This window comes from Micromonospora sp. S-DT3-3-22 (assembly GCF_015354745.1).
Lineage (GTDB): Bacteria > Actinomycetota > Actinomycetes > Mycobacteriales > Micromonosporaceae > Micromonospora > Micromonospora wenchangensis.
In genome coordinates, this window is the sequence record NZ_JACGMO010000051.1 from 1 (window position 1) to 19,969 (window position 19,969).

General features: G+C 75.2%; 15 protein-coding genes and 1 pseudogene. 11 read left to right on the forward strand and 5 right to left on the reverse strand.

What is annotated here, in order from left to right; genetic code table 11:
- The 4 genes and pseudogenes from H1A17_RS16530 to H1A17_RS16545 all read right to left on the reverse strand — a co-directional run.
- Positions 1-217 (reverse strand): annotated as a pseudogene (locus H1A17_RS16530) (hypothetical protein); the annotation flags it as partial.
- Positions 214-927 (reverse strand): hypothetical protein, encoded by a 714-nt coding sequence (locus tag H1A17_RS16535; protein ID WP_145920134.1) that lies wholly within the window; start codon positions 925-927, stop codon positions 214-216. The gene H1A17_RS16535 and the pseudogene H1A17_RS16530, both read right to left, overlap by 4 nt.
- A complete protein-coding gene (locus tag H1A17_RS16540) occupies positions 924-1,442 on the reverse strand; it encodes a phage tail protein (protein ID WP_145920133.1) in 519 nt (172 codons plus the stop codon). Before H1A17_RS16540 ends, H1A17_RS16535 begins: the two co-directional genes overlap by 4 nt.
- Before the next feature lie 12 nt (positions 1,443-1,454).
- On the reverse strand, positions 1,455-3,470 hold the full coding sequence (locus H1A17_RS16545) for a phage tail sheath C-terminal domain-containing protein (RefSeq protein ID WP_194822274.1): 2,016 nt from the start codon (positions 3,468-3,470) through the stop codon (positions 1,455-1,457).
- Positions 3,471-3,726: 256 nt separating this feature from the next.
- On the opposite strand from H1A17_RS16545, the gene H1A17_RS16550 reads away from it, so the two are divergent.
- The 3 genes from H1A17_RS16550 to H1A17_RS16560 all read left to right on the forward strand — a co-directional run bounded on the left by H1A17_RS16550 (position 3,727) and on the right by H1A17_RS16560 (position 6,393).
- The gene (locus tag H1A17_RS16550) at positions 3,727-4,629 is read left to right on the forward strand and encodes a bile acid:sodium symporter family protein (protein ID WP_145920131.1); all 903 of its coding nucleotides are present in this window, start codon (positions 3,727-3,729) and stop codon (positions 4,627-4,629) included.
- 96 nt (positions 4,630-4,725) lie between these two features.
- Positions 4,726-5,385 carry a HEAT repeat domain-containing protein gene (locus tag H1A17_RS16555; RefSeq protein WP_145920130.1) on the forward strand — a complete coding sequence of 220 codons (660 nt, stop codon included), beginning with the start codon at positions 4,726-4,728 and terminating at the stop codon, positions 5,383-5,385.
- Between the two features lie 6 nt (positions 5,386-5,391).
- The gene (locus H1A17_RS16560) at positions 5,392-6,393 is read left to right on the forward strand and encodes a MerR family transcriptional regulator (RefSeq protein WP_145920129.1); all 1,002 of its coding nucleotides are present in this window, start codon (positions 5,392-5,394) and stop codon (positions 6,391-6,393) included.
- Between the two features lie 87 nt (positions 6,394-6,480).
- Here H1A17_RS16560 and H1A17_RS16565 read toward each other — a convergent pair whose 3' ends face one another.
- Entirely contained in the window at positions 6,481-6,699 is a 219-nt protein-coding gene (locus tag H1A17_RS16565; RefSeq protein ID WP_145920128.1) for a hypothetical protein, read from the reverse strand.
- 170 nt (positions 6,700-6,869) lie between these two features.
- Between H1A17_RS16565 and H1A17_RS16570 the strand changes: the two genes are divergently transcribed.
- From H1A17_RS16570 to H1A17_RS16605, 8 genes are all read left to right on the forward strand, one after another.
- Positions 6,870-8,096 carry a sensor histidine kinase gene (locus tag H1A17_RS16570; protein ID WP_194822275.1) on the forward strand — a complete coding sequence of 409 codons (1,227 nt, stop codon included), beginning with the start codon at positions 6,870-6,872 and terminating at the stop codon, positions 8,094-8,096.
- The gene (locus H1A17_RS16575) at positions 8,084-8,740 is read left to right on the forward strand and encodes a response regulator transcription factor (RefSeq protein ID WP_088646624.1); all 657 of its coding nucleotides are present in this window, start codon (positions 8,084-8,086) and stop codon (positions 8,738-8,740) included. The genes H1A17_RS16570 and H1A17_RS16575 overlap by 13 nt, the downstream gene beginning before the upstream one ends.
- Positions 8,741-8,850: 110 nt before the next feature.
- On the forward strand, positions 8,851-9,648 hold the full coding sequence (locus H1A17_RS16580; protein WP_145920126.1) for an ABC transporter ATP-binding protein: 798 nt from the start codon (positions 8,851-8,853) through the stop codon (positions 9,646-9,648).
- On the forward strand, positions 9,645-12,131 hold the full coding sequence (locus H1A17_RS16585) for an FtsX-like permease family protein (RefSeq protein ID WP_194822276.1): 2,487 nt from the start codon (positions 9,645-9,647) through the stop codon (positions 12,129-12,131). Before H1A17_RS16580 ends, H1A17_RS16585 begins: the two co-directional genes overlap by 4 nt.
- 121 nt (positions 12,132-12,252) lie before the next feature.
- Positions 12,253-13,359 (forward strand): winged helix DNA-binding domain-containing protein, encoded by a 1,107-nt coding sequence (locus tag H1A17_RS16590; protein WP_194822277.1) that lies wholly within the window; start codon positions 12,253-12,255, stop codon positions 13,357-13,359.
- A 32-nt stretch (positions 13,360-13,391) separates the two neighbouring features.
- Positions 13,392-13,988: a GNAT family N-acetyltransferase gene (locus H1A17_RS16595; protein WP_194822278.1), complete on the forward strand. Its 597-nt coding sequence runs from the start codon at positions 13,392-13,394 to the stop codon at positions 13,986-13,988.
- A 255-nt stretch (positions 13,989-14,243) separates the two neighbouring features.
- The gene (locus H1A17_RS16600) at positions 14,244-17,609 is read left to right on the forward strand and encodes a M12 family metallo-peptidase (protein WP_194822279.1); all 3,366 of its coding nucleotides are present in this window, start codon (positions 14,244-14,246) and stop codon (positions 17,607-17,609) included.
- A gap of 111 nt (positions 17,610-17,720) precedes the next feature.
- A complete protein-coding gene (locus H1A17_RS16605; RefSeq protein WP_145920121.1) occupies positions 17,721-19,937 on the forward strand; it encodes an ATP-dependent RecD-like DNA helicase in 2,217 nt (738 codons plus the stop codon).
- Positions 19,938-19,969: the final 32 nt, after the last annotated feature.

The window sequence follows — 19,969 nt, forward strand, 5'->3', positions numbered from 1 at the left end:
GCGACGACGGCAGCGGTGGCGGCGACTCCGGCGACGGCGGCGCGCCGGTCGGTCGGGCGGGCGGCGGCGGGGTGGCCGGCCACCGCTCCTGCTCCTGCTCGGTCAGGAAGCCGTCCGGTTCCGGCTCCTGCGGCTCGAACCGGCCGAGGGCGCGGGGACGCAGCCGGGGCGCGGTCCCGATGGCCAGGGCGGCCAGCGCGGCCAGGTAGCCGCTCACGGGACCCGCTCCAGGTACGCCGCCCGGCGGTGCGGACCCAGGGCCAGCACCTCCGCCTCGGACCAGCCGTACGCGCGGGCCAGCCGGTGCACCTCGTCGAGCAGCCGGCGCACCCGGACGTCGGCGGCGTGCCACGCCCACGCCGGCACGTCCAACAGCGCCTCGGTGTCGCCGCCGCAGCCCGGACAGGTCAGGGCGACCGCGACGACGCCGAGCGGGTCGCGCTCGGCCATCGCGGCGGACACCGCCGGCAGCGCGGCGGACGGGTCGGCCAGTGGCGGGTCGGCGTCGAGCAGGCAGGCGTCGAGCAGCCACCGCTCGGCCGCCGCCGCGTCACCGGCCCGCGCCGCCCCGGCCAGGTCGGCGGGGGTGGGCAGCCGCAGGGTGAGCAGGTGCCCCCGCCACCGCAGGGTGAACGGGCCGGCGGTCCGGTCGGTCCGCTGCGGCGCGGCGGTCAGCAGGTCGGCGACGGTGAGGGTCACCTCCAGCCGTTGCGCGCAGGCCGGACAGTCCACCGTGGTCGCCACCCGGCCGCCGGTCCAGCCACCGGCGGTGGCCAGCAGCAGCGCCGTCACCTCGCCCACCGGCAGCCGGTCGGCGTCGGGCCGGCCGAGCAGCAGCAACCCCCGGCGCGGCGCGGGCTGACCGAGCGCGTCGTCCCAGGCGTGGACCAGCGCCACCTCGGTCGACGGCGGGCCCGCGGCGGTCACGACCCGAGCCGGGGTTCGGCCGGTTCGGCGACCGCCTCGTCGCGCTCCCAGCCCTCGTTCTCCAGCTTGAGGTGTTCGATCGCCACCGCGTTGGCGTTGGCGTCCAGCTCCGGCAGCGCCTGGTACTCCGACACCCAGCAGCGGAACAGCCGGTACGACTGGGCGACCTGGCCGGCCTCGTTGAGCAGCTCGATGGTGATGTCCCGCCGGAAGTCGGCCAGCGACACCTCCGCCCCGGCACCGGCGTGCAGCGCCCAGATCCGGCCCGCCCACTGGGCGAACTCGGCGTCGTGGGTCAGCCCCCGTTCCAGGGTGACCGCCTCGAACTCGGTCCGCCCCGGCGACTTGTGACTGGTCGACGGGTTGCCGCCGTCGCGGTGCTTGACCACCTCGGTGGTCCGCTTCAACGCGCTGACCTTGCTGACCCCGGCCACGTAGCGGCCGTCCCACTTCACCCGGAACTTGAAGTTCTTGTACGGGTCGAAGCGCGTCGGGTTGACCGCGAACTGCACCATGACTCACACCTCTCAGGACGGGCTCTGGCCGGCGAGCTGCTGGATCCGCACGATGACGAACTCGGCGGGTTTGAGCGGGGCGAACCCGACGACCACGTTGACCACTCCCCGGTCCCGGTCGTCGGCGATGGTGGTCTCCGCGTCGCACCGCACCAGGTACGCCTCCCGGGGCGTACGCCCGGCGAACGCGCCCTTGCGGAACAGGTCCTGCATGAACGACGTCAGGTTCAGCCGCAGCTGCGACCAGAGCGGCTCGTCGTTGGGCTCGAAGACCGCCCACTGGGTGCCCCGGTAGACGCTCTCCTCGATGAACAGGGCGAGCCGGCGCACCGGCGTGTACTTCCACTGGCTGGCCAGCACGTCCGCGCCGGCGGTGGTGCGGGCCCCCCAGTTGACCGTGCCGGTCACCGGGAAGGTGCGCAGGCAGTTGAGCCCCAACGGGTTGAGCACCCCGTTCTCGGCGTCGGTCAACGGATAGACCAGGTTGGTCACCCCGCGTAGCTGCGCCTCGGTGCCGGCCGGTGCCTTCCACACGCCCCGCTCGGTGTCCTGGCGGGCGTACAGGCCGGCGAGGGTGCCGCCGGGGGCGACGGTGCGGGGCTGGAAACCGTCGGTGGGGTCGGGGATGCGCAGGCGGGGGAAGTGGGCCACCGCGTTGGGGCCCTTGACCCCGAGCTGGTTGATCCAGTCCAGGGCGCGGTCCGGGTCGTCCACCCCGGGCGGCGGGTCGACCAGCAGGACCGCCCGGCGGCGTTCGCAGAGGTCGTAGGCGGCCGACCAGACGGCCTCCGGGTCCAGCCCGTTGTCGATGGCGGCGGGGTCGCCGTGCCGGGCACGGGTGGCGTCGGGGATGCAGAGCAGGTTGAACAGGTCGGTTTTGAGCAGCGCGTAGATGCCGGTGTAGGCGGCCTCGCTGCCGATCAGCGCGCCGGTGCCGGGCAGGGTGGTGCCGTCGGAGCCGGTGACCAGGTCACCCTGGCCGAGCCGCTTGACGCCGAGCGGGCTGAACCGGCCGACGTTGGCGGTCGTCCCGGCCAGGCCCAGCAGGGCCGCGCCGTCGGCGACGTCACCGGCGGGGGAGACCCCCGCGACGGTGAAGGCCGCGTCGAGCGCCGCCGGGGCGACCACCGCGTCCACGTCACCGAGGACGCGCAGCCCGCCGGCGGCGGTGGGGGTCACCCGTACCCGCAGGCCGGCCGCGCCGTCGGCGGCGCCCAACGCGGCGTTGACCTTCCGTTGCAGCAGCGCGGCCACCCCGGCGGGGGAGGACGGCAGCCGCTCTCCCTTGTCCAGCACGGTCACGGTCACCGGGGCGACCGCCGGCACGGTCTTGGCCGGGTCGTTCGGGTCCGGCTTGGTGGGCCGGTCGGGCTGCACGGTGAGCCGGTAGTTCTTCGCGGCGTCGACGGTGGGGGTGCCGAGAGCGGTGCCGACCGTGCCGCTGGGCACCGGCCGGCCCGCCCCGGCGGCCCCGGCGCGTGCCCGGACCAGCGCCGAACCCCGGTCCGGGTCGTTGAGCAGGGCCACCGCGTACGCGGCGCTGGCCGGGTCGGCGGACAGCCCGGTGAACCGTTCGGTGTCGCCGGTGGCGGTGTCGGTGACGGTGAGGTTGAACGACTTGGCGTCGGCGACCCCGTCGTGATCGACGTCGACGAGCAGCCCGCTGCCCCACGCGCCGGTGCTCGTCGCGTCCAGCAGCAGCGCGGACTTCGCCCCGGCGCCGACCTTGTCCAGCAGGGTCACCGAGGCGGCGCGGGCGTCGGCGCGGGGCACCCGGACGACCAGGGCGGCGGCCCCGCCGTTGCGGAAGAACTGTTGCACGGCCAGGCTGAGTTCGGAGTCCCGGTCGACCCCGCCGAACCGGCGTTCGAACTCGCCGAAGGTGTTCACCCGGACGGCACGGTTCTCCGGTCCGGTCCGGACGTATCCCACGAAGGCGGTCACCCCGGTGGCCACGCCGATCACGGGGCGGACGGAACTCGCGACTTCCTCGATGTACACGCCGGGATAGGTCGGGGTGACGGGCATGACTACCTCGTCTCGCAGTGGCGGGTCGGCTGGTGTCACCCTCCGCTCACACCGCACCCGCCTCTAGCGGGCACCCGACTGCGCCCCGACAACAACCCGACACCCCGGACCGTCCGGTTGCCTGGTCGGAGCGGGTGCGCCGGGGTCGTTCCGGGGTGGACGGCCGGGGATGAGCATGCCGTGAGGTGCCCGGGGACACCCGCCGGTGCCATCCTCCAACGAGGCAAGTCAATTTTTCTCCGGAGGGTGGTGGATCATGGGTTCCGGGTTGTCGCTCGCCCTCTTCCCGGTCGCCCTCGGCATCGTCATGTTGGGCATCGGCCTCAGCCTGACCGTCGAGGACTTCCGCCGGGTGGCCCGCCACCCCCGGGTCGTGCTGATCTGCCTCGGGTGTCAGATGCTGCTCCTGCCGGTGGTCTGCCTGGGCCTGGTGACCGCCTTCGACCTGCGTCCGGAGCTGGCGGTGGGGATGATGCTGCTGGCCGCCTCGCCGGGGGGCAGCACCGCCGGTCTCTACAGCCACCTGTTCCGGGGCAACGTCGCGCTCAACGTCTCGCTGACCGCGATCAACTCGGTGCTGGCCCTGTTCACCCTCCCGTTGATCGTCAACCTGTCGGTGGCCGGCTTCGCCGGTGCGGACGGCACGATCGGTCTCCAGTTCGGCAAGGTGGTCCAGGTCTTCGCGCTGGTCCTGGTCCCGATCGCGGTCGGCATGCTGCTGCGGCGTCGGTTCCCCACGTTCGCCCTGCGGATGGAACGCCCGGTGAAGATCGTCTCCGTCCTGGTGCTGGCCGTGATCATCGTGGGTGCGGTGGCCGGCATCAAGGACGACGTGCTGGCCACCCTCGGCGAGATCATCGTGATCGTCGCCCTGTTCAACCTGCTCAGCCTCGCCGTCGGCTACCTCGCGCCGCGCCTGCTACGGGCCGGGCACCGCGACTCGGTCGCCTCCTCGTTCGAGATCGGCCTGCACAACGCCACCCTGGCCATCACCATCGGGATGAGCCCGACGCTGCTGGACAACCCCACGATGGCGATGCCGTCGGTGGTCTACGGCAGCCTCATGTTCTTCACCGCCGCCGCCTTCGGGATGCTCGTCTCCCGCCGTCCGGCCGGGGCGTCGACCCCCACCGGGGCGACGCCGCAGCGCGCCCACTGACCCGGCGGGCCACGCCGACCGCCGCCACGCCCGCCCCGGACCGGCTTGACCCTGACACGGTGGCAGGGTCTTCACTGTGACCCGGAGGTGGTCACGATGACCGGGTCGGCAGCGGACACGGACCGGACACGGGGGTTGGCGGGCGGCGACCCGTCGGTGCGGCTACGGGTGGCGCTCGCGTTGGGCACCGCCCCCGACCCGCGCGACGTCGACCCGCTCGTCGCCCGGTGCGCGGTCGAACCGGACTTCGCGGTACGCGAGATGCTGACCTGGGCGCTCACCCGGCACCCCGCGGCGGTGACGGTCCCCCGGCTGGTCGCCGCGCTCGGCACGCCGTCCGCGCAGGCCCGGAGCCAGGCGTTGCACACCCTGTCCAAGATCGGGGACAGGTCGGCCTGGCCGGCGCTCACCCCGGCGCTGCTCACCGACGCCGACGACGAGGTGGCGCGGGCGGCCTGGCGGGCCGCGGTCGTGCTCGTGCCCCACGACGCCGAAGCCGGGCTGGCCGCGATCCTGGCCACCCAGCTCGGGCGGGGCGACCGGGCGACGTGGCTGAGCCTGGCCCGCGCACTGGCCGCCCTCGGCGAGGTCGTCACGCCGGTGCTGGACGCCGCCGCGTCCCACCCCGACCCCCGGGTACGGGCCCACGCGACCGCCACCCGGCGGCTGATGCGTGACCCGGACGCCGGCTTCGCGTTCTCGCTCGAGGAGGCGAAACGCGTCGTGGCGCTCGGCGACGCCGACCGGCAGGGGTGAGCAGCGGTGTTGATCGGCGACGTGGCACGGCGCTGCGGGGTCAGCGTCCGGATGCTCCGGCACTACGAGTCGCTCGGCCTGGTACGGCCGGGCGGACGCACCGGCGCGGGCTACCGCGAGTACTCCGGTGAGGACGTCCGGCGGATCTTCCACATCGAGAGCCTGCGGTCGCTCGGGCTGTCGCTGCGCGCCGTGGGGCAGGCGCTCGACGATCCGGATTTCACCCCGACGACGCTTGTCGACGACCTGATCCGGCGGACCCGGGCGCGGATCGCCGACGAGACGCGGCTGCTCACCCGGCTGGAGCGCATCGACGCCGCCGGGCCGGGCGACTGGACCGACGTCCTGCAGACCGTCGCGCTGCTGCGGGCCCTGGGCTCGTCGCACGCGGCGCAGCGGCAACGGGCCGCCCTGGCCCCGGTCGGGGCGGTCGCGGTGGAGGCCCTGGTCGAGGCGGCGCTGGGCGAACCCGACCCGCACGTGGCCGGGGCGCTGCGGTGGGCGGTGGCGAGGGCCGGCGCGGCGGGACTGCCGCTGCTGGCACAGGGGCTCGACGCGCCCGTGGCGGCGGTACGCGACCGCGCGGTGCGGTGCCTGGTGGAGATCCCGCACGACGCCGCGACGGCGCTGCTGCGTGACGCCCTCGACCACCGTGACGTGGCGGTCCGCAGGTGCGCGGCGCTCACGCTCGGTGCCCGGGGCGTACCCGAGGCCGTTCCGACGCTCGTCGACATGGTCGTGCAGGAGGCGAACGACGTCGAGGCCGCCGACGCGCTGGCCGCGTTGGCCGTCGACGCCGAATCGGCCGACCGGATCGCCGCCGCGCTCGTCGCGGGCCTCACCGGTGACGCCGTCGCGTCGCCGGTACGCCGTCGCCTGACCCAGGCGCTCGCGGGCATCCCGGGGGAGCGGGCGTCGCGGGCCCTGGCGGAGCTGGCCGTCGACGCGGACCGCCCGGTGGCGCTCACCGCGACGTACGTGCTGATGCTCCGCGACCGGGAACCGTGACCGCTGGCACCGGCGCGGCTCGACCGCTCCGGCCGACGGCTGCCCGCCCGCCACCGCCCCGGGGGCCGGTGGCGGGCCCGGCGTCGGTCACCGGGCGCGGCGGTGCCGGGCGACGAGCGTCCCGGCGCAGAGCACCGCCAGCAGGCCGCACGCGGAGCCGGCCCACTGGTTGTCCAGTACGGTCGTCAGCACCGCGTTGGCGGCGACGCTGACCACCAGCACCAGCCACAGCAGCGGACGGAGCCGGTCGGCCGCCGGCTGCGGCGGGTCGGCCGGGGCGTCGGCGATGCGGTACGGATCGGTCATGGCTGCCTCCTCGGGTGGGCGGGTGTTCGACCAGGTCGACGCTAGGCGCGGCGGCGGGCCGGACACGATCCCGCCAGCACGACCGACGGTGGTACAGCAGGCGGTACTTTCCGTACCGACGGTGCCGGGCCGGCCGCCCGGTGGCCTATGTTGGCGCGGGAGGTCTTCCGATGACACACCTGCGGGACCGGGCCCGTACCACGGTCGACGCCCTCGCCCATCTCGTCGGAGGGCTCGGCACCGCGCTGCTGGCGCTGGCCACCCTGCTCCGGGTGCTCGTCGTGGCGACGGCCTGCCTGGTCTGGGTGGGGCTGCCGGCGGCGCCCGGCACGCTGCGGGCGGTACGCGCGGTGGCCGACCGGGAGCGGGCCCGGCTGTCCCGCTGGGGCGGGCCGGTCCCCGCCCCGGGCCCGGTGCCGGCCGAGCTGCGGGTGGCGGTACGCGACCCGTTCGTCCGCCGGGAACTCGGCTGGGTCGCGCTGCACGCGGTCGCCGGCCTGACCGGCGGACTGCTCGGCCTGTCCCTGCCGCTCTACGCCGTGCAGGACCTCACCTTCCCGCTGTGGTACCGGCTGCTGCCACCCGAGGCCGGCGCGCCGGGGATCGTCTGGTGGCGCATCGACGGGCTGGGCGAGGCGCTCGTGGTCGGGCTGCTCGGCTTCGGCTGGCTGGCCGCCACCGTCGCGTTCGTGCCGGCGCTGGCCCGCCTCCAGGCCCGGCCGGGCCGGTGGCTGCTGCCCCCGCCGCCGGGCTTCGACCTGTCGCTGCGGGTCGCCGAGCTGACCGCCACCCGGGCCGCGGCGCTGGACGCCCACGCGGTCGAACTGCGCCGCATCGAACGCTCCCTGCACGACGGCACCCAGAACCGGCTGGTCGCCGTCAACGTGCTGCTGGGGGCGGCCCGCCGGGCGGTACGGCGGGACCCGGACCGGGCCGACGAGATCCTCGGGCAGGCGCAGGACGCGGCGGAACAGGCGCTCGGCGAACTGCGTACGGTGGTGCGGGGCATCCTGCCGCCCGTGCTGGACGACCGGGGCCTCACCGGTGCCCTGGCCGGCCTGGCCGGCGGCTGCGCGGTGCCCTGCCGGCTCACCGTCGACGTGCCGGTACGCTGCGCCGTCTCGGTGGAGGCCACCGCCTACTTCGTGGTGGCGGAGGCGTTGACCAACGTGGTCCGGCACAGCGGCGCCGGCCGGGTCGACGTGACCGTCCGCCGCGAGCGGGACCGGCTGCTGGTGACCGTCACCGACGACGGGCACGGCGACGCCGACGAGGCCGGCGGCTCGGGGCTGACCGGCATCCGTCGGCGGGTCGGGGCGTACGACGGCCGGATGACGCTGACCAGCCCACCGGGAGGGCCGACGAGACTGGAGGTGGAGTTGCCGTGCGGATCGTGATCGCCGAGGACGACCCGCTGCTGCGGGAGGGGCTGGCGCTGCTGCTGCGGGCGGAGGACCTGGACGTGGTCGCCACGGCGGGCACCCCGGGCGAGTTCCTGGCCGCCGTCGACGCCCACACGCCGGACGTGGCGATCGTGGACGTCCGGATGCCGCCGACGCACACCGACGAGGGCATCGTGGCCGCGGTGGAGGCCCGCCGCCGCCGGCCCGGCCTCGCGGTGCTGGTCCTCTCGGCGTACGTCGAGCAGGCGTTCGCCACCGACCTGTTCTCCGTCGGCGCGGTCGGGCTCGGCTACCTGCTCAAGGAACGGGTGGGCCGGGTCGAGGAGTTCCTCGCCGCGCTGCACCGGGTCGCCGACGGCGGCAGCGTCATCGACCCGGAGGTGGTGGGTCAACTGCTGGCCCGCAACCGCCGCCCGGACACCGCGCTGGGCGAGCTGTCGCCACGCGAGCGCGAGGTGCTGGGGCTGATGGCCGAGGGGCTCGGCAACACCGCGATCGCCGAGCGCCTGTTCGTCACCGACGGGGCGGTGCACAAGCACATCCGCAACATCTTCGCCAAGCTCCAACTCCCCCCGGACGACCGGGTCGACCGCCGGGTCACCGCGGTGCTGCGCCACCTCGACGGCGGCCGGGGGTAGCGCCTGCGGTACCGCCGTCCGGGCAGCCCGCTGGATGGTTCCCGGCCCTCCACCTGCATAGCGTTCCTGGTGCGCGCAGCCCACACCCGCTGACACGGAAGGCCACCAGGATGCCAGTCCATCCGGCACACCCCCTCGACCCCGTACGGACCGCCGACCCGGCGGGGCCCGTCGGCGCGGCGGTGCGCGTCGCCCGGCTCACCCGGGTCTACCCGTCCGGCCCCACCCCGGTGACCGCGCTGGCCGGGGTCGACGTCGGCTTCGACCGGGGCACCTTCACCGCCGTGATGGGCCCCTCCGGGTCCGGCAAGAGCACCCTGCTGCACGTCGCCGCCGGGCTCGACCGGCCCACCTCCGGCCGGGTCGTCCTCGGCGACACCGACCTGTCGACCCTGTCCGAGACCCGGCTGACCGAGCTGCGGCGGACCCGGATGGGGTTCGTCTTCCAGGCGTTCAACCTGATCGGCGCGCTCACCGTCGAGGAGAACATCGTGCTGCCGCTGCGGCTGGCCGGGGTCCGCCCCGACCGGGCCTGGCTGGGTCAGGTGGTGGCGCGGGTCGGGCTCACCGACCGGCTGCGTCACCGGCCGGCCGCGCTCTCCGGTGGCCAGCAGCAGCGGGTGGCGATCGCCCGCGCGCTCGCCACCCGACCCGAGGTGGTCTTCTGCGACGAGCCCACCGGGGCGCTCGACTCGCACACCGCGGCACAGGTGCTGACGCTGCTGCGCGCGATCGTCGACGAACACGGGTTGACCGTGGTGATGGTGACCCACGACCCGGTCGCCGCGTCGTACGCCGACCGGGTGCTGGTGCTGGCCGACGGCCGGATCGTCGCCGACCTGCCGCAGCTCGGGGCGGCCCGGATCGCCGAACGCCTGGCGGCGCTGGACGGGCGGGCCGTCCGATGACCCGGCTCGCCGCCCGGCTGCTGCGCCACCGCGCCGGCCCGGCCGTCGCGACGCTGCTCGCCCTGCTCGCCGGGGTGACGATCCTGGTCGCCATGGGCACCCTCGTCGAGTCCGGGCTGCGGTGGCGGCCGGAGCCCCGGCTCTGGGCGACTGCCGACCTGGTGGTCGCCCACCGCACGCTCAGCGAGCAGACGCGGGAGTTCGGCGGCGACACCACCACCAGCACCGTCGCCCTGCCCGAGGGCGGCACGGTGGACGCCGCCCTGGTGGAACGCGTCCGTCGGCTGCCCGGCGTCGCGGACGCCACCGGCGATGACCGGGTGCCGATCGGTGTGCCCCCGGCCGTCGGGCACGGCTGGGCCACGTACGCCTTCGCCGGCCGGCCGGTCAGCATGGGCGTCGCGCCCCGCGCCGACGACGAGGTGGCGGTCGACGTGCGGCTCGGCGCGTCCCCCGGCGACCGGATCGACCTGGTCGTCGGCGGGGTCGCCCGGTCCCACCGGGTGAGCGCCACCGTCGACACCGGCACCGACGCGGTGTTCTTCACCGACGCGCAGGCGGCCCGGCTGTCCGTCCACCCGGGCCGGGTGGACACGATCGGTGTGCGGCTCGCCCCCGACGCCGACCACGACGCGGTCGCCGACGCGGTCCGCCGGGTCGCCGCGCCCACCGGCGCCACCGTCCACGTCGGCGGCGACCGGGGCACGGTGGAGCAGCCGGCGGACCTGGCCGCCCAGGGCCTGCTGGTCACCGTCGGCTCGGCCTTCGGCGGGTACGTCGTCCTGCTGGTCGTGTTCGTGGTGGCCGGCACGATCGGGCTCTCCGTCCGGCACCGCCGCCGGGACCTGGCGCTGCTGCGCGCGGTCGCGGCCACCCCGGGCCAGGTGCGTCGGCTGCTGCTCGCCGAGGCCGCCCTGCTCGCCCTGGTCGCCGCCGCGCTCGGCGGGCCCGCCGGGCTGCTGGCCGCCCGCTGGGTGCACGGTGAGCTGGTCGACCGGGGCTTCGTCCCGGCCGGTTTCCCGATGGCCGGCGGCCTGCTCGCGGTGCCTGCCGCCGCCGGCACGGCGGTGCTGGTGGCGGTGCTCGCCGCCCTGGTCGCCGGGCGTCGGGTCACCGCGATCAAGCCGGTCGAGGCGCTCGGCGAGTCCGCCGTCGAGGCCCGACCGCCGGGCCGGGTGCGGCTGGTCGTCGGTGGCCTGACGCTGGCGGGCGCGGTCTCGTCCGGGGCGGTCACCGCCGGCAGCACCGGCTCGACGGGTGCGCTGGCCGGCGCGGTCGGCATGCTCTACCTGTTCGTCGTCGCGGTGGCGCTGCTCGCGCCGTGGATCAACGGGTACGTCGCGCGGCTGCTCACCCCGGCGCTGCCCCGCCTCTGGGGGGTCGGCGGCTACCTGGCCGCGGCCAACCTGCGGGCCACCGCGCGGGGCACGGCGACGGTGCTGACCTTCCTGGTGCTGGCGGTGGGCCTCGGTGGCTCGGTCTGGTTCTTCCAGACCAACCTGGAACGGCAGACCGTCGCCCAGAGCGGCGCGGGGACGCTCGCCGGGCGGGTGCTGACCGCGCCGGGTGGGCTGCCCGCCGACGCCACCGGCCAGGTCCGCGCGCTGCCCGGGGTGCGGGCCGCCACCGGGGTACGCCGGACCCAGGTGGTGGTGCGGTCGTCGCTCGACGGCATCACGCCGGTCCCCGCGCAGGCCGTCGACCCGGTCGGCCTCACCGACACGATGGACCTCGACGTGCGCGACGGCGACCTGGCCGACCTGACAGTGGGCACGGTCGCGCTGTCCACGACGCAGGCGTCCGCGTCCGGGTGGCGGGTCGGCGACCGGGCCGACCTGTGGCTGGGCGACGGCACCCCGGTCACCCTGCGGGTCGTGGCGGTCTACGGCCGGGGCCTCGGCTTCGGTGACGTCACCCTGGCCACCGGGACGGTCGCCGGGCACACCGCCGGGGCCACCGCCGACGAGATCCTGGTCCGCGCCGGCCCGGACGCCGACGCGCCGCTGGCCGGCTGGGCGGCCGGCCAGCCGGGCGGGCAGCTGCGCGACGCGGCCACCCGGACCCGGCTGATCGGCACCGACCTGGCGCTGGGTGCCTGGCTGAACCGGCTGCTGATCGGCGTGCTGGTGGGCTACGCGGCGCTGGCCTCGGCCACCACGATGGTGCTGGCCGCGCTGGCCCGCCGCCGCGAACTGGCCTTGCTGCGGCTGGTCGGGGTCACCCGGCGGCAGATCCGCAGGATGGTCCTTGCCGAGCAGGCCGGGCTGCTCGGCAGCGCGGTGCTGATCGGCGCGACGGTCGCCGCGCTGACCCTGGGCGCGATCGTCGCCGCGTTGACCGGCAGCCCGGTGCCGTACGTGCCGCCGCTGGGTGTGGTGGTGGTGCTCGGCGGTGTCACCCTGCTGGCGCTGGCGACGACGGTGTGGCCGGTCCGCCGGCTGCTCCGGGTCCCGCCGGTCGACCACATCGGGCTCCGGGAGTAGCAGCGGCCCGCCCGTCGTGGCCGGTGCCCCGGGGTGCCGGCCACGACGGGTGGGCCGCCGTCCCCGGCGTGCCGGTCCCGACGGGACCTGGGTTGTCGGGGTTGGCACCTAGGCTGGTCGGATGATCGACCGCCGTCAGGTGATGCAGTTCCGGGTCGGGGCGCAGCAACTCGGCCGGGCCGAGGGCACGCCGGCGGACACCGCCGTGCTCGACATCGGGGTGCAGGACACCGGCCCGGACGGCGGCCGGTGGGCCCTGGCCCTGCGCGGGGTCGCGGTGACCGCACCGGTCGCGGACGACCTGGTCCTGCTGTGGACCGTGCGGGGCGCGCCGCATCTCTACCGTCGCGCCGACGTGGCCGAGGTGGCGGGGGCGGTCGCGCCGTACTCCGACGCGGACGCGGGCAAACGCATCTACGACGCCGCCCGGCCGCTGAAGGCCGCCGGCATCGGCAACCTGGCCGCCCTCGACGAGGTGGCGGCGCGGATGCGGGCCGTGGTCACCACCCCGACGGTCAAGGGCGACGTCTCCGGGCGGCTGGCCGCCCTGCTGCCCGAGCCCTACCTGCGGTTCTGCCGGCCCTGCGCCGCCACCCACCTCTACGAGATGCCGTTCCGGCTGGCGGCCGTGCGGGCCGGGCTGGAGCTGCGCGCCGACACCTCGCCACCGGTCCTGCACCGCATCCCCGGGTTCACCCGGGCCGCCCCGCCCGGCGACCGGTTCGACCTGGTCCGCGCCTACCTGCGGCTGCTCGGCCCGGCCACCCCCCGGCAGGTCGCCGACTACCTCGACGCCCCGGTGAGGGACGTGCGGGCCCGCTGGCCGCAGGACGTGGTCGAGGTGCGGGTCGACGGGGAGGCCCGTTCGCTGCTCGCCGCCGACGAGCCGGCGCTCGCCGGTGCCGCCGACACCACGGCGGTCCGCCTGCTCGGCCCGTACGACCTGTTCCTCCAGGCGCGGGACCGGGCGATCCTGGTGCCGGACGCGGCCCACGCCAAGCAGTTGTGGCCGGTGCTGGGCCGCCCCGGCGCCGTCCTGGCCGGCGGTGAGATCGTCGGCACCTGGCGTCCCCGTAAGGCCGGCCGGACGCTGACGCTCGCCGTCCAGCCGTGGCGGAAGCTGCCTGCCGCCACCCGCGACGGCATCGTCGCACAGGCGGAACGTCTCGCCGCGCACCGGGGCGTCGCCCGCGTCGACGTCGACGTCGCCGCACCGGGCGGGGTTTGACACCGGCACACGGCATCGGGGGAGGATGAGACGTGCGGGTCCCTCTTTCCACACCACCGGCCATTCCCGCCGGGGCCCTCGCCGCCGGTGCGCAGCCGACCCTCGCCGCGCCGGGGGGCCTGGTCCTGCGTCCCTGGGAGGCGTCCGATGCCCCGGTGTTCCTGGCCGCCTACCGGGACCCGGAGATCCGGCACTGGCACACCCGTCATCCGGCCTCGGAGAGTCAGGTCCGTGAGTGGTTCGGGGGTTATGACCGGGCCTGGGTGGGGGAGACCGGCGCCAGTTGGGCGGTGACCCGCGACGGCGTCGAGGTGCTCGGCCGGATCGCCCTGACCAGCATGGATCTCGACGACGGCGTCGCCGGGTGCGCGTACTGGGTGCTTCCCGCCGCCCGCCGGGCGGGGGTGGCCTCCCGGGCGTTGACGGCGCTGGGTGACTGGGCGTTGGACACGGCGGGTTTCCACCGGCTGCACCTGGACCACTCGACCCGCAACGTCGCCTCCTGCCGGACCGCCCTGCGCGCCGGTTTCCTCCTGGAGGGCACCAAGCGCAGCGACGCCGTGCACGCCGACGGTCGGCACGACATGCACCTGCACGCCCGCATCCGGGGCGATCGACCGACCGGCTGACACCGGCACCCGGTCCGCGACCGCCCCCACCCGGCCGGCCCGGACGGCGGCGTCGCTCGGGCCTCCCCGGCGTGTGGCGCGCGGTCCACCGGGGAGGGTCTACACCGCCGGGCTGTGCCGCCGCGTCGACTTTACGGATGATGTCTGTCGACAGGGGACCCGTCATAGCGTGTGTTTCCCGGGACAGCCCGGCGTGGCCCACGAACGCCACGCCATCCGGCCCGTTCCCCGACCTCGTGAAGTGAGGCCCACTCGATGACGGTTCCACCCCCCGATCCCGCTGGTCGCGGCCGCCGCCGGCTGGCCGGGCTGCTCGCCGCGGTGCTGGTCGCCACCGTGCTGCCGCTGATCGGCGGCACCGCGGCGGTCGCCGCGCCGGCCGACCCCGGCCCCTGGCGGCAGCTGCCCGGCGAGCTGTCGGCCAACGCCCGGGGCGGGCGTACCCCCGACATCCGCGCCGAGCGGTTCGCCGCGTACACCCTGGACCGGGCCGCGTTGGCCGACACCCTGGCCGACGCCCCCGCCGAGCGGGCCGGCACGGCCCGGCGGGCGCAGCCGGCGCTGACCGTCGCGCTGCCCACCCCCACCGGAGGCTTCCAGCGGTTCAGCCTGGTCGACTCGCCGGTGATGGAGCCGGGCCTCGCCGCCCGGCACCCCGAGATCAGCACGTACGTCGGCCGGGGCCTGGACGACCCGACGGCGACCATCCGGGCCGACCTGACCCCGCTGGGTTTCCACGCCTCGGTCCGGTCGACCGGCGGCAGCTGGTACCTCGACCCGTACTACCACGGCGACCAGAGCGTCTACGCCAGCTACTACGCCCGCGACCTGGTCGACACCGACCCGGCCATGGTGGAGCGGGAGGACGTCGCGGCGGCGGCCGGGGCGCTGTCGCCGGAGGTGGCCGCGGACGAGCCGGCGGGCCCGCAGGTCACCCTGCGCACCTACCGGCTGGCCCTGGTGACCGACCCGTCGTACGCCACCTTCTTCGGCGCGGAGAACGTCACCGCGGCGAAGGTGACCCTGATCAACCGGGTCACCCAGATCTACGAGGACGAGACGGCGATCCGGCTGGTGCTGGTCAACGACACCGACAAGACCAACCTGAACACCGCCGCCCTGGCCACCGAGCCGAACGGGCCGTGCGGCGCGGCGGCCTGCTACACCCCGGCGCAGATCTCGTCGTGCACCAGCTCGCTGCTCAACCGCAACCGGATCGTGCTCGGCCAGCTCGTCGGCGCGGGCAACTACGACGTCGGGCACATCGGCCTCGGCCTGCCCGGTGGTGGCGTCGCCGGCCTGGGCGTGGTCGGCCTGGACGGCAAGGCCCGCGGCTGCACCGGCCTGCCCACCCCGGTCGGTGACTTCTACGCCGTCGACTACGTGGCGCACGAGATCGGGCACCAGTTCGCCGGCAACCACACCTTCAACGGCACCCAGTACAACTGCTCCGGCAGCAACCGCAGCGCCGCCAACTCCTACGAGCCGGGCAGCGGCTCGTCGATCATGGCGTACGCGGGCATCTGCCAGCAGGACAACCTCCAGCCGCACAGCGACCCGTACTGGTCGCAGCGCAGCTACACCGAGATCAGCACGTTCGTCTCCGGCACCCGCCCGGCGCTCAACGAGGTGCAGACCGTCTCGCTGTCCGGTTTCGACACCGACGGCGACGCGTTGCGCATCAGCTACGCGGGGCAGTCGTCCGTGCCGGTGGTGCGTGGCGGCAACTACACCGCCGCCGGGATCAAGGCGGCCATCGAGTCGATCGCCGGTTGGCCGGCCGGGGCCACCGTCACCGTGTCGGCCTTCGGCGGGCTCGGCGCGCCGAACGACACCGGTTTCCAGGTCACCTTCGGTGCGGGCCCGCTGGCCGGGGTCGACGTGCCGGCGCTCGAACTGACCGACCTCGTCGGCGCGTCCGGCTTCGTCGGTGAGACCGCCCGGGGCGGGGCGGCCGGCAACAACGGTTTCCAGACCGCGCAGACCGGCAACCGGGCCCCCGTGGTCACCGTGCCGGCGGCGGCGCACACCATTCCGGCGCGGACCCCGTTCGCGCTGACCGGTAGCGCCACCGACGCCGACGGGGACACCGTCAGCTACCTGTGGGAGCAGAACGACCGGGGCGGCAGCACCGGCACCGCGCTGGTCAACAACACCAAGACCAACGGGCCGCTGTTCCGGCAGTTCGGCGAGGCGGCGGCGGTCAGCCCGACCGACACCCTGGAGTACCACTCGCCGGGGGAGAACGCGGTGACCACCGATCCGACCCGGCACTTCCCCAACCTGGCGCAGATCGCGGCGAACAACACCAACGCCGCCACCGGGGCCTGCCCGGCCGCGCCTGCCCCGCCGGCCACCGGCGGGGCGAGCAACGTGCCCGCCGCGACGGTGGACTGCTACTCGGAGTTCCTGCCCACCGCCGACTGGGTCGGTGTCACCAACGACCGGACCCTGCACTTCCGGCTCACCGGCCGGGACCACCACCCGGGCGGCGGCGGCATCGGCAGCGCCGACGTGGCGTTGACCCTCGCCCCGGCGGCCGGCCCGTTCCTGGTCACCTCGCAGGCGACGTCGGCGGCCCACCTGGGCGGCGGCACCATGCCGGTCACCTGGGACGTGGCCGGCACGGACGCCGCGCCGGTCAACGTCAGCGAGGTGCGGATCTCGTTCTCCGCCGACGGTGGGGCGACCTTCCCGTACGTGCTGGCCGAGCGCACCCCGAACACCGGGGCGGCGACGGTGACGCTGCCGAACGTGGACACCGCCCGGGGCCGGCTGAAGATCGAGGCGGTCGGCAACGTCTTCTTCGACCTGAGCGACGCCGACCTCGCCATCACCCAGGTCCGCGCGGCCACGGTCACCTACACCGGTGACGCCCTGGCCTCCCCGGTGGACGACGCCGACTCGACCGGGGTGCTGCTGCGGGCCACCGTCCGGGGTGGCGGCGGTGACGTCCGCAACGCCACGGTGACCTTCACCGAGGGCGACGAGACCCTCTGCACGGCGGTCGCGACGCCGTTCGGCGCGGCGGCGGACGACGGCTCGGCCAGTTGCCGCGCCGTGTTGCCGCACGGCGCGCACCCGGTCACCGCCACGCTGTCGGGGGCGTACACCGGCAGCGCGACGGCCACCGTCACGGTGGCCGGCGGGTACGGCCGGTCGGTCGCCGGCTCGGGCTACCTGAAGGGCGGGGCCACCGCCGGTGGTTACCCGCTCGACGACGACCGGCGCATCGAGGTGACCTTGGACGGCCGGATCAACAACGGCAAGAAGCTGGTCGGCAGCGCGAAGGTCGGCTACAAGTCGGGCGGCAAGCGGTACAAGTTCCAGAGCACCGCGCTGGAGTCGTTCGGCGTCGCCACGACGGCCGGGGAAGCGGTCGCCGACCTGCGCTACCAGGTCACCCTGTACGACATCTCCACCGCGCAGAACCCGGTCGCGGTGGCCACCGGGCTGACCATGCGGGTGACCGCCACCGACCGGGGCGAGCCGGGCCGGCGCGACGGGATCGGCATCACCGTCTGGGACGGTGACCGGCTGCTGTTCTCGTCGGACTGGACCGGCGCGTCGACCCGGGAGATCACCCTGACCGCCTCCGGTGGCAACCTCACCATCGGCTGACCAGGCGCACCGCGACACCCGGCGTCCTTCCCCGCCCGCCCGGCGGGGGAGGACGCCGGTGTCCGTCCGGGCGGTGCACGGGGCGCTCCGGGTACCCGGCACGATGAGGGGGTGACCGCCCCCGCCCGCCCGCCGCTCGCCACCCTGGACGCGGTCCTCGAACGGCTCACCTACGTCAACGAGGAGACCGGCTACACCGTGGCCCGGGTCGCCACCGACCGGGGCGGCGACCTGTTGACCGTGGTCGGCGCGTTGCTGGGCGCGCAGCCCGGCGAGAGCCTGCGGCTGTCGGGACGCTGGTCGTCGCACCCGAAGTACGGCCGGCAGTTCGAGGTCGACTCGTACACCACGGTGCTGCCGGCGACCATCCAGGGCATCCGCCGCTATCTCGGCTCCGGCCTGGTCAAGGGCATCGGGCCGGTGTTCGCCGAGCGGATCGTGGCGCACTTCGGCCTGGACACCCTGCGGATCATCGAGGAGGAACCCGCCCGGCTGGTCGAGGTCGCCGGGCTCGGGCCGAAACGCACCGCGAAGATCACCGCCGCGTGGGAGGAACAGAAGGCCATCAAGGAGGTGATGGTCTTCCTCCAGGGCGTCGGGGTGTCGACGTCGCTGGCGGTGCGGATCTTCAAGCAGTACGCCGACGCGTCGATCGAGGTGGTGACGAAGGAGCCGTACCGGCTGGCGGCCGACGTGTGGGGCATCGGCTTCAAGACCGCCGACACCATCGCCCAGGCGGTGGGCATCCCGCACGACAGTCCGCAGCGGGTGATGGCGGGCCTGCGGTACACCCTGTCCGAGGCCACCGACTCGGGCCACTGCTACCTGCCCGCCCCGGCGCTCGTCGCCGACGCCACGAAGATCCTCGACGTTCCCGGTGACCTCGTCACCCGCTGCCTGGACGACCTGATCGCCGAGGAGGGCGTGGTCCGGGAGTTCCTGCCCGGCGACGACGGCGAGCCGGTGCCGGCGGTCTACCTGGTGCCGTTCCACCGCGCCGAGCAGTCCCTGGCCGCCGCCCTGTTGCGGCTGCTGCACGAGAGGGCCGACCGGTTGCCCCACTTCACCGACGTCGACTGGCCCCGGGCGCTGGCCTGGCTGCGGACGGTCACCGGCAACGACCTCGCCCCCGAGCAGGAGCACGCCGTCCGGCTGGCGCTCACCGCGAAGGTGGCGGTGCTCACCGGCGGGCCCGGCTGCGGCAAGAGCTTCACGGTGCGGTCCATCGTCGCGCTGGCCGCCGCGAAGAAGGCCCGGATCACCCTGGTCGCGCCGACCGGCCGGGCCGCGAAACGGCTGTCCGAGCTGACCGGGCATCCCGCCGCCACCGTGCACCGGCTGCTGCAACTGCGTCCCGGCGGGGAAGCCGTCCACGACCGGGACAACCCCCTCGACGTCGACCTGCTCGTCGTCGACGAGGCGTCCATGCTCGACCTGATCCTGGCCAACAAGCTCGTCAAGGCGGTGCCGCCGGGGGCGCACCTGCTCCTGGTGGGCGACGTCGACCAGTTGCCCAGCGTCGGCGCCGGGGAGGTGCTGCGCGACCTGCTCACCGCGCCGGCCATTCCCCGGGTGCGGCTGACCCGGGTGTTCCGCCAGGCCGCCCAGTCGGGCGTGATCACCAACGCGCACCGGATCAACGCCGGCCGGCCGCCCCTGCTCGACGGCCTGCCGGACTTCTTCCTGTTCGCCTGCGAGGACACCGAGGCCACCGCCGCGCTGACCGTCGACGTCGCCTGCGCCCGGGTCCCCGCCCGGTTCGGCCTCGACCCGCGCCGCGACGTGCAGGTCCTCGCCCCCATGCACCGGGGGCCGGCCGGTGCCGCCGCGCTCAACACCCTGCTGCAACAGCGACTCACCCCGCACCGTGAGGGGCAACCGGAGCGGCGGATGGGCGGGCGGGTGTTCCGCATCGGCGACAAGGTCACCCAGATCCGCAACAACTACGACAAGGGTCAGGCCGGCGTCTTCAACGGCACCCTCGGCATCGTCACCGCCATCACCCCGGAGGAACAGACCCTCACCGTACGCACCGACGAGGACGAGAACCTCGACTACGAGTTCGACGAGCTGGACGAGCTGGCCCACGCGTACGCGATGACCATCCACCGCTCGCAGGGCTCGGAGTACCCGGCGGTGGTCGTACCCCTGACCACCAGTGCCTGGATGATGCTGCAACGCAACCTGCTCTACACCGCCGTGACCCGGGCCCGGCAACTCGTCGTCCTGGTCGGTTCCCGGCGGGCGCTGGCCGCCGCCGTCCGTACCGTCGGCGCGGGCCGCCGGCACACCGCCCTGGACCACCGCCTCGGGGCGCCGGCCGGGTAGCGCCGGTGTCCCACGCCGACGGCCGCCGCGCC